The organism is Nocardia salmonicida NBRC 13393 (assembly GCF_001613085.1).
Lineage (GTDB): Bacteria > Actinomycetota > Actinomycetes > Mycobacteriales > Mycobacteriaceae > Nocardia > Nocardia salmonicida.
Genome location: NZ_BDBR01000005.1, coordinates 401,482 through 410,582, shown reverse-complemented (window position 1 = coordinate 410,582; position 9,101 = coordinate 401,482). Strand labels below are relative to the sequence as shown.

The window sequence follows — 9,101 nt, the reverse complement described above, 5'->3', positions numbered from 1 at the left end:
CCGCGGACCGGCCACTGCGTGGCCGGCCCTCCCTATGGGTCGGGCGTGTGGGGTTGGGAGTGCGGTTATGGCGGATTCGGCGGCGGGGTGGTTAGACCAAGGCGTTGACCGGGTGGCTGAGCAGTTGGGCGCAGCGCAGCAGGCCGAGGTGGCTGTAGGCCTGCGGGTGGTTCCCGAGGGAGCGTTCGGCGACTGGGTCGTATTCCTCGCTGAGCAGGCCGGTGGGGCCTGCCGCCGCGACCAGCTGTGCGAAGAGAGCCTCGGCGTCGGAGCGCCTGCCGATCAGCAGGTAGGCCTCCACCAGCCAGGCGGCGCACAGGTGGAAGCCGCCCTCGCCGCCGGGCAGTCCGTCGTCGTGGTGATAGCGGTACACCGTGGCGCCACTGCGCAGCTCGGCCTCGGTGGCCACCACCGTCGCGGCGAAGCGCGGGTCGGCCGGGTCGATCAGGCCGCTCAGGCCGATGTGCAGGGTGGCCGCGTCCAGATCGGTGCCGTCGTAGGCCGCGGTGTAGGACTGGACCTCGTCGTTCCAGCCCTTCGCCCGCACCTCGTCGGCGATCGTGTCGCGCAGCGTCGCCCAGTCGGGATCGGCTCCACGATCGAAGCGCTCCGCCAGGGTGAGGGCTCGATCGATCGTGAGCCAGCCCATCACCTTGGAGTACACGTGGTGGCGGGGATTGCCGCGGATCTCCCAGATGCCGTGGTCGGGTTCGGTCCAGCGACGCTGCACCGCCGACACCATCGCGTGCACCAGTTCCCAGTCGGCATCCGGCAGCGCCTTGGCCGGGGCGATGATGCCCTGACGCTCGCGTTCGTGCGCCATCGAGGTGATCAGGTCGACGATCGGCCCGAACACGTCGAGCTGCACCTGCATATTGGCCGCGTTGCCCACCCGCACCGGCCGCGAACCGGCGTAACCCGGCAGCAGGTCGATCACGGCCTCGGGCGGCAGGGTCTCGCCGTAGATCGTGTACAGCGGGTGCAGGCGCTCCGGCCCTGGCAGGGTGTCGAGCACCTTGTGTACCCAGCCGAGGAATTCCTCGGCCTCGGTCAGCGAGCCGAGCGTCACCAGGGCCTGCGCGGTCAGCGACGCGTCACGCAGCCAGCAGTAGCGGTAGTCCCAGTTGCGCACGCCGCCGATGTCCTCCGGCAGCGAGGTGGTCGCCGCGGCCAGGATCGATCCCGACGGGCGATGCACCAGTCCGCGCAGTGTCAGCGCCGAGCGCTTCATCAGATCCGGCTTGAGCGGCGGCAGCTGCAATCCCGCCGCCCACTGCGACCAGTACTGCTCGGCGAGCTGGCGGCGCTGCGGCTCCGGCGTCATCGAGGGCGTGAGATCGGCGGTGCCGCAGCGCAATTCGAGCACGACCGGCCCGATCGACGGATCGACCACCGCACGGGCCTGTTCGTTGGTGCCGTCGGACAGGATCTCCCACTCCACGCCGGGGGAGCGCAGCACCATCGGATCGTTGGTGCCGCTGACCTGGATTCCGTTGCGCACAACCTCCATGCGCACCGGCACCTGGCCGAACTCGGGCTGCGGCGCGAAGACGACGACGGCTTTCGCGGCGCCGGTGATCACCCTGGTCAGGTCGGTGCGGTCGGCGGTCACGTCGTGCGGCAGATAGTCGGCCACTTGCAAACTGGCCCACCGTGTCTCGACTGTCATCGTGCCGTCCACATACCGCTGCGACAGCGGCAGGCTCGGCCGCTCCGGCGCCACTGTGAAATGCCCGGCCGCCGCGCCGCCGAGCAGGTGGGCGAATACCGCCGCCGAGTCCGGCTCGGGATGGCAGAACCAGGTGACCGTCGCGTCAGGGGTGAGCAGCGCGACCGAACGCGGGCTGGCCAGCATGCTCAGCCGCTCGATCCGAGGGGCGCTCGCCCCGGCCAGCCAGGTGCGCCGCTCCTCGACCAGGAACGCCAGCGCGCGCGCCACGTCCTCGGTGGAGTTCACGTGCAGCTTGGCGATGCTCTCGCCTTCGCCGACCTTGATGCCGACGTCGGGCCCCGACAGCACGCGGAACGCCTTCTCGTCGGTCACGTCGTCGCCGAAGAACACTGCGGCAGAGGCGCTTTCCTGATGGCGGATGGTGTCGAGCGCGGTGCCCTTGTCAGTCGGGATCACCGCGAGCTCGATCACCGCCTTGCCCTCGGTCACCTGTACGCCCACCCAGCGAGCGGGACCTTGACGCGCGGAAGTCAGTGCGCGCCCAGCGATTTCGGGGTCGGCGTTACGAACGTGCAGCGCGGCGCTGGCCGGCTTCATCTCGACGGTCACGCCAACGTTCTCGGCGGCGATCTTCGAGAACGCCGAATTGATCTCTGTCAGTAGCTGTTTGGCGTCGCTGTCGATCGCGTGCACGAAGCCGACGTCGAACTCCGAGCCGTGACTACCGATCAGCTGCACCTCGACCGGCAGGCGCGACAGCGCGGCCAGATCGCGTAGCGCTCTACCGGAAATCACCGCCGCAGTAGTGTTCGCCAACCCCGCCAGCGCGCGTAACGCGCTCACCGATTCCCGTTGGGGAAACGCTTTCGACGGGTCGGACACGATCGGGGCAATAGTCCCGTCGTAGTCCGAGGCAACCAAGAGCCGTGGCACGCGCGCAACCGACGCCAGTGCACGGCGGACATCCAAGGGCAGTTCCTGTGCGCTCACGCATCCAACCTAGTGATGGGAGGAGTTGATCAGGGGGCGCGAAAAACAATACTGCGTCAATTTTGCCGCGCGAGCGGCGCGGCAGGTTGTGCGCACGAACCCCGGTCGTTTGCTCGCGACTTTACGGCAAATTACCGACCGGTCGGCTACCGTCGTACGCCGGATCCATCGAGCTCACCGGGCATGCGGCGGCCTCGGCGAGGCGCGCGAGGCCGGTAGATGCGCTGTTTCGCATATGCGACGTCGGCTATGCATCTTCCTACTGGAAGACGCACAGCCGACGGGTGTCAACAGCGATGGGCGATTTGTGATGATGCGGCAGCGAGGTTTGCCGGGTTGCTGGGTTATCCGCGATCGCCCAGCAACAGGTCGACGGTGAGCTCGAGTCGTTCCGTGACATCGGTCGCGGACGCTCGCCGGGTGAGCCAGGCCACCAGGTTCGACAGCCACACATCGGAGATGACGCGGGCGATCGCGAGCTGGCGGTCGTCGGGTTCGCCGTCGCTCATCGCGCGGGCGAAGACCCGGTCCATCACTTTGCCGACCCGATCGACCTCCGCGGCGGCCGAGGCGTCGGCGAACATGAACGCGCGCGTCATCGCCTCGGTGAGCAGTGGGTCGCGCTGCATCATCCGGGTGATCTGGGTGAGCAGGGTGTGCATTCGTTCGGAGGGGCCGTCGCCGGGTAGCGGCTTTCGCTTGCCCTCGAACATCTCGAATTCCCTGGCCAGAGCCGAAACGAGCAGGTGCACCTTGGACGGGAAGTAGCGGTACAGGGTGCCGACGGCGACGTCGGCGCGTTCGGCGACCGCACGCATCTGCACGGCGTCGTAGCCGCCCTTGGAAGCGAGCGCGAGGGTTGCGTCGAGGATGCGCTTGCGCCGGTCGCGCTGCGCGCTGGAGCTGAGTTCTTCCTCGGACAGCGTGGTCACGGTGGGCGTTGGTGCGGGACTGTCCATCGTGGAAACCCTTTCGCTTCAGTGCAAATTCAACGGCTGAGCCGCGTGAGAAGTGTGGAGCGAGTGTAGCGCTCTTGACTTATGCCCGGCACAGATATTAGAACATGTTCTAGGAGTGGTAACCACGCCGGAAGGGCGGATCTTCTTGTGACCATCGCCACCACTGACGAGCACAAAGCCGTCGCGGCGTCGCTGCGGAGCTGGGCGAAAACGGTCGCGCCGATTGAAACAATGCGGGCAGGCGGTGCGGGTGCCTGGCGCGACTACTGGCCCGCGCTCGGTGAGTTCGGACTGTTCGAGGTCGCGCTATCGGAGGACAATGGCGGGCTCGGCGGCACGGTCGCCGACCTCGCGGTGATGCTCGAGCAGACCGGCGACGATCTGGTCGGCGGTCCGGTGCTGGCCACCGCGCTGGCCGGGCTGATCACCGAGGGCGCGCTCGCCGAGGGCGCTCCGTGCGCGGTCGCGGTGCCCGGCGACGAGCAGGCCGCGAAGGCGACGGCCACCGATGCGGGCTGGAGTGTCACCGGCACTTGGGATTTCGTCTACGGCGCCGATGCCGACACGCAGGTCCTGGTGCCCGCCGACACCGTCGACGGCACTCGCTGGATGCTGATTCCGGCTGCGGCAGTGACGATTACGCCGCTGGCGCACGGTGACCACACCGTGCCGCTGGCGCGGGTGAGCGCCGCCGAGGTAGCTGTCCCCGCCGAACACGGCTTCACGTCGACGGCCGATGTCACCGATCTCTTCGTGGCGCTCGCGGTCTCCGAACTGGCCGGTGTGGCCAGCTGGTGCCTGCGCACCGCTGTCGAATATGCCCGCGTCCGTGAACAATTCGGCAAACCCATCGGCACCTTCCAGGCGATCAAACACCTGTGCGCCTGGATGCTGTGCCGCACCGAGCTGATCCGCGCGGTCGCCGCCGACGCCGCCGCCGCGATCGACGAAGGCGGTGACGAGCTGCCGATCGCCGCCGCTGTCGCCGCGTCGGTGGCGCTGGACGCCGCCGTCGACAACGCCAAGGACGCCATCCAGGTCCTCGGCGGCATCGGCTTCACCTGGGAACACGACGCGCACTTCTACCTGCGCCGGGCGAGCTCGCTGCGCCAGCTCCTCGGTGGTTCGGCCCGTTGGCGCGCCCGCGTCGCCGAGCTCACCAGGGCCGGTCAGCGCCGCACCACCGGCGCCGAACGGGTACTCGGCGACGCCACCGTCGACACCGAGTTGGCCGCCGAGATCACCGCCATCGCCGCCCTCGACCCGGCGCAGCGGCCGCGGGCGATGGTGGAGGCGGGCCTGGTGATGCCGCATTGGCCGCGACCCTACGGTCGCGCCGCCGATCCGATGACCTGCCTGCAGATCGCCGAACAACTGCGCCGCGTCGACCTGGCGACCCCCGACCTCGCCGTCGCGGGCTGGGCCGTGCCGACGCTGTTGCGGTTCGGCACCGAGGAGCAGATCGAACGCTTCGTCTGGCCGACCCTGCACGGCGAGGTCATCTGGTGCCAGCTGTTCAGCGAGCCCGGCGCCGGCTCCGATCTCGCCGCCCTGCGGACCACCGCCGAGAAGGTCGACGGCGGCTGGGTGCTGCGCGGCCAGAAGGTGTGGACCTCGCTCGGCTCCACCGCGAACTGGGGCATCTGCCTGGCCCGCACCGATCCGTCGGCGGCCAAGCATCGCGGCATCAGCTACTTCCTCGTCGATATGCGCGCCGCGGGCGTGCAGGTGCGGCCGCTGGTACAGATCACCGGCGAGGAGAAGTTCAGCGAGGTCTTCCTCGATGACGTGTTCGTTGCCGACGATTGCCTGGTCGGCGCGCTGAACAACGGCTGGAAGATCGCGCGCACCACGCTCTCGGCCGAACGGGTCGCCATGGGTGGCGGCGGCATCGGCGGCGCGCTCGAAGCCCTGCTCGATCGCTTCCCGGTCGGCGGATGGGGAACGGAACTGCGTGAGGACCGTTTCGGCGCACTGATCACGTCGTCAATTGCTGGATCATTGCTGGAACAGCGAATCGCGGTGGCGACGGTGGCAGGCGTCGACGCGGGGGCCCAGGCGGGCGTCCGCAAACTGGTCGGCGTCCGGCATCGGCAGGAGCTGGCGGAATACGCGCTCGAACTAGTCGGCCCAGAAGGTTCTCTGGACAGCGATGCTCTGAAAGAATTCCTGCTTACACGGTGTCTCTCGATTGCGGGCGGTACCGAGCAGATCCTGTTGACCGTGGCCGCCGAACGGATTCTCGGCCTGCCGCGCGATGCGGACAGTTAGCTCGATGAGGGAGGACGCCGTGGATTTCACCCGCGACGAAAGCGCCGACGCCGTAGCCGAGGTAGTGGTAAGCCTGCTCGAACGTGAGTCGGCCAGGGATATGGCCCTGTGGCCGAGCCTGATCGACTCCGGCCTGCTCGCCGTGCCGGTACCGGAGCGATTCGGCGGCGACGGCATGGGATTGCTCGAGGTATCGGCGCTGCTCATGGAGCTGGCCACCGATGCCGCCGCCGTGGCGGCACTGCCGACCTTCGGGTTCGGTGTGCTGCCGCTGCTCGACGTGCTGTCGGACGAACTGGCCGAGCGAGTGCTCGCCGAGGTCGGCAAGGGCATCGTGCTCACCGCCGCGCTCACCGAACCGGGGGCGCCGTTCACCACCGCGCCGACCACCAAGGCGGTGCGCGACGGCGATACGGTGCGGATCACCGGCCGCAAGTCCGGCGTGATCTACGCGTCGGAGGCCCGGTGGATTCTGGTGCCCACCGATAGCGGTGTGGCACTGGTCGATTCGGTCGCGCCGGGCCTCGAGATCATCCCGGTGGCCGGTTCGGCGGGCATTCCGGAGGCGACGCTGGTGCTCGACGACGTCGAGATCCCGGCCGACCAACTGCTGCCCGACGTGCTGCCCGTTCTGCACCGTCACGCCCTTGCGTGTATCGGCGCGGTCGCCGACGGCCTGTTGAAGGGCGCGCTCACGCTCACCGCCGAGCATGTGCGCACCAGGGAACAGTTCGGCAGGCCGCTGGCCGAATTCCAGGCCGTGGCGCAGCAGATCGCCGATCTGTACGTGGTGTCGCGCACCTTGCACGTCGCCGCGGAGTCGGCGTGCTGGGCGCTGGCGCAGCCCGATCCGTCGCCGGAGCTCCAGGACCGCATCGATGAGGACCTCGATGTGCTCGCGTACTGGGCCGCGGCCGAAGTTCCGCGCGCCATGCAGAAATGTCACCACCTGCACGGTGGACTGGGTGTGGATATCACCCACCCGATGCACCGCTACTACTCGCAGGCCAAAGACCTCGCCCGGCTTCTCGGCGGAGCGGGTCTGCGGCTCGACCTTCTGGGAGCAAGATGTTCATCGATCTGACCGCTGAACAGCGGCGGTTGCGCGAAGAATTGCGTTCCTATTTCGCCGATCTCATCAGCCCGGCCGAGGCCGCGGCGATGGCGGTGGACCGGCACGGCGACACCTACCGCGAGGTGGTGCGCCGGATGGGCCGCGACGGCTGGCTCGGTGTCGGCTGGCCCAAGGAGTTCGGCGGCCAGGGTTTCGGCCCGATGGAACAGCAGATCTTCTTCAACGAGGCCGTCCGCGCCGATGTTCCGCTGCCCTTGGTCACCCTGCTGACCGTGGGGCCGACCCTGCAGAAGTACGGCACCGACGCGCAGAAGAAGAAGTTCCTGCCCGGAATCCTCTCCGGCGACATCCATTTCGCCATCGGCTACTCCGAGCCGTCGGCGGGCACCGACCTCGCCGCACTGCGGACCACCGCGGTGCGCGACGGCGACGGTGACTGGATCGTCAACGGGCAGAAGATCTTCACCACCGGCGCCCACGAGGCCGACTACGTCTGGATGGCGTGCCGCACCGGCTCGGTCGAGTCCCGCCACCGCGGCATCACGATCCTCATCGTGGACACCAAGGACCCCGGCTACTCCTGGACCCCGATCATCACCTGCGACGGCGCCCACCACACCAACGCCACGTACTTCGACGATGTGCGGGTGCCCGCGGAGATGCTCGTCGGCGAGGAGAACCGCGGCTGGCGGCTGATCACCACCCAGCTCAACCACGAGCGCGTCAGCCTCGGCCCCTCGGGCAAGATCGAACAGCTCTACGACCGCCTGCGTGACTGGTCGGCGCAGCACAGCCTGCTCGGCGAGCCCGAGGTTCGGCGCGCGCTCGGTCGGGTGCGCACCATGGTTCGGCTCAACGAATTGCTGAACTGGCAGGTCGCGGCGGCCGATACGTCCGCGGCGCAGAACGCGGTGATCGCCGACGCCTCGGCGACCAAGATCTTCTCCACCGAATCGCTGCAGGACGCGGGTCGCCTCGTGGAGGAGATCATCGGCCGCTACGGCGACTCGGCCGAGCCCGGCACCGCCGAGCTGCTCGGCTGGCTGGACCGGCGCACCAAGCAGAACCTCGTCGTCACCTTCGGTGGCGGCGTGAACGAGATCATGCGCGAACTGGTCGCCACGGCCGGCCTCGACCTCCCGCGCGTACCCCGATGAACAAGGAGCGGCGCGTGCCGGAATCGGTCACCGCAGAAGAACTCGCAGAGGGCGCGGCGAAGATCGTCGCGGCGGGGGAGTCGGCGCCGCGCGTCGGTCGTGATCCGGTGAACCAGCCGATGATCCACAACTGGGTCGAGGCCCTCGGCGACGCCAACCCGATCTACGTCGACGACGAAGCCGCCAGGGCGGCGGGGCATCCCGGCATTGTCGCGCCCCCCGCGATGGCCCAGGTATGGACCATGCAGGGACTGCACGGAGTCCGGGCCGCCGACGACCCGATGAACCTCGCCAACGAGCTGTTCGACGCGGCGGGCTACACCTCGGTCGTCGCCACCAACTGCGAGCAGACCTACCACCGTTATGTGCGGCCCGGTGAAGAGGTACAGGTCACCAGCAAGCTGGCGGAAGTCAAGGGCCCCAAGCGAACCGGGCTGGGTGACGGCTGGTTCCTCACCTACGCCACCACCTGGTCGGTCGGTGACGAGGTCGTCACCGAAATGCTGTTCCGGCTGCTGAAGTTCGCCCCCGGCACCGCCGCGGCCGCGCCCGCCACGGACGGGATCGAGACCGCGCCCGAGGGCCGGGTCGGTCCGGTGATCTCGCGCGACACCGAATTCTTCTGGGCCGGTACCGAAATCGGCGAGCTGCGGATCCAGCGGCTGCCCGACGGTTCGCTGCGGCACCCGCCGATTCCCGCCCTCTGGCAGGACAAGGCGGAGCCAGGCGACTACGTCGTGGCGGCGGGCACCGGCACCGTGTTCAGCTTCGTCGTGCACCACGCGCCGAAGGTGCCCGGTCGCGACCTGCCCTTCGTCGTCGCCCTGGTGGAACTCGACGAAGGCGTGCGCGTGCTCGGCGAACTGCGGGGCATCGACCCGGCCGAGGTCGCCATCGATGTGCCCGTCCGCGTCGCCTTCGAAAAGCTCGCCGACGGAACCGTGCTGCCGTACTGGCAGGCCGTGTGATGACCGCAA

The 9,101-nt window shown here is 68.7% G+C and carries 6 protein-coding genes; 4 read left to right on the top strand and 2 right to left on the bottom strand.

The annotated features are described in order from the left end of the window. Nucleotides 1-91: 91 nt before the first annotated feature. Both otsB and kstR read right to left on the bottom strand, forming a co-directional pair. Entirely contained in the window at nucleotides 92-2,662 is a 2,571-nt protein-coding gene (otsB, locus tag NS1_RS07530; RefSeq protein WP_062982813.1) for a trehalose-phosphatase, read from the bottom strand. Nucleotides 2,663-3,006: 344 nt separating this feature from the next. Beyond that, nucleotides 3,007-3,621, bottom strand: a complete 615-nt coding sequence (gene kstR / locus NS1_RS07525) for a cholesterol catabolism transcriptional regulator KstR (RefSeq protein WP_056818959.1) — start codon at nucleotides 3,619-3,621, stop codon at nucleotides 3,007-3,009. Nucleotides 3,622-3,768: 147 nt separating this feature from the next. On the opposite strand from kstR, the gene NS1_RS07520 reads away from it, so the two are divergent. The 4 genes from NS1_RS07520 to NS1_RS07505 are packed head-to-tail and all read left to right on the top strand — an operon-like array spanning nucleotide 3,769 to nucleotide 9,092. Then, nucleotides 3,769-5,892 carry an acyl-CoA dehydrogenase family protein gene (locus NS1_RS07520; RefSeq protein ID WP_062982811.1) on the top strand — a complete coding sequence of 708 codons (2,124 nt, stop codon included), beginning with the start codon at nucleotides 3,769-3,771 and terminating at the stop codon, nucleotides 5,890-5,892. 4 nt (nucleotides 5,893-5,896) lie between these two features. Further along, a complete protein-coding gene (locus NS1_RS07515) occupies nucleotides 5,897-6,976 on the top strand; it encodes an acyl-CoA dehydrogenase family protein (RefSeq protein WP_174551976.1) in 1,080 nt (359 codons plus the stop codon). Beyond that, nucleotides 6,961-8,124: an acyl-CoA dehydrogenase family protein gene (locus NS1_RS07510; RefSeq protein ID WP_062982809.1), complete on the top strand. Its 1,164-nt coding sequence runs from the start codon at nucleotides 6,961-6,963 to the stop codon at nucleotides 8,122-8,124. Before NS1_RS07515 ends, NS1_RS07510 begins: the two co-directional genes overlap by 16 nt. Next, the gene (locus NS1_RS07505) at nucleotides 8,121-9,092 is read left to right on the top strand and encodes a bifunctional MaoC family dehydratase N-terminal/OB-fold nucleic acid binding domain-containing protein (protein ID WP_084503574.1); all 972 of its coding nucleotides are present in this window, start codon (nucleotides 8,121-8,123) and stop codon (nucleotides 9,090-9,092) included. Before NS1_RS07510 ends, NS1_RS07505 begins: the two co-directional genes overlap by 4 nt. The last annotated feature ends 9 nt before the right edge of the window (nucleotides 9,093-9,101 follow it).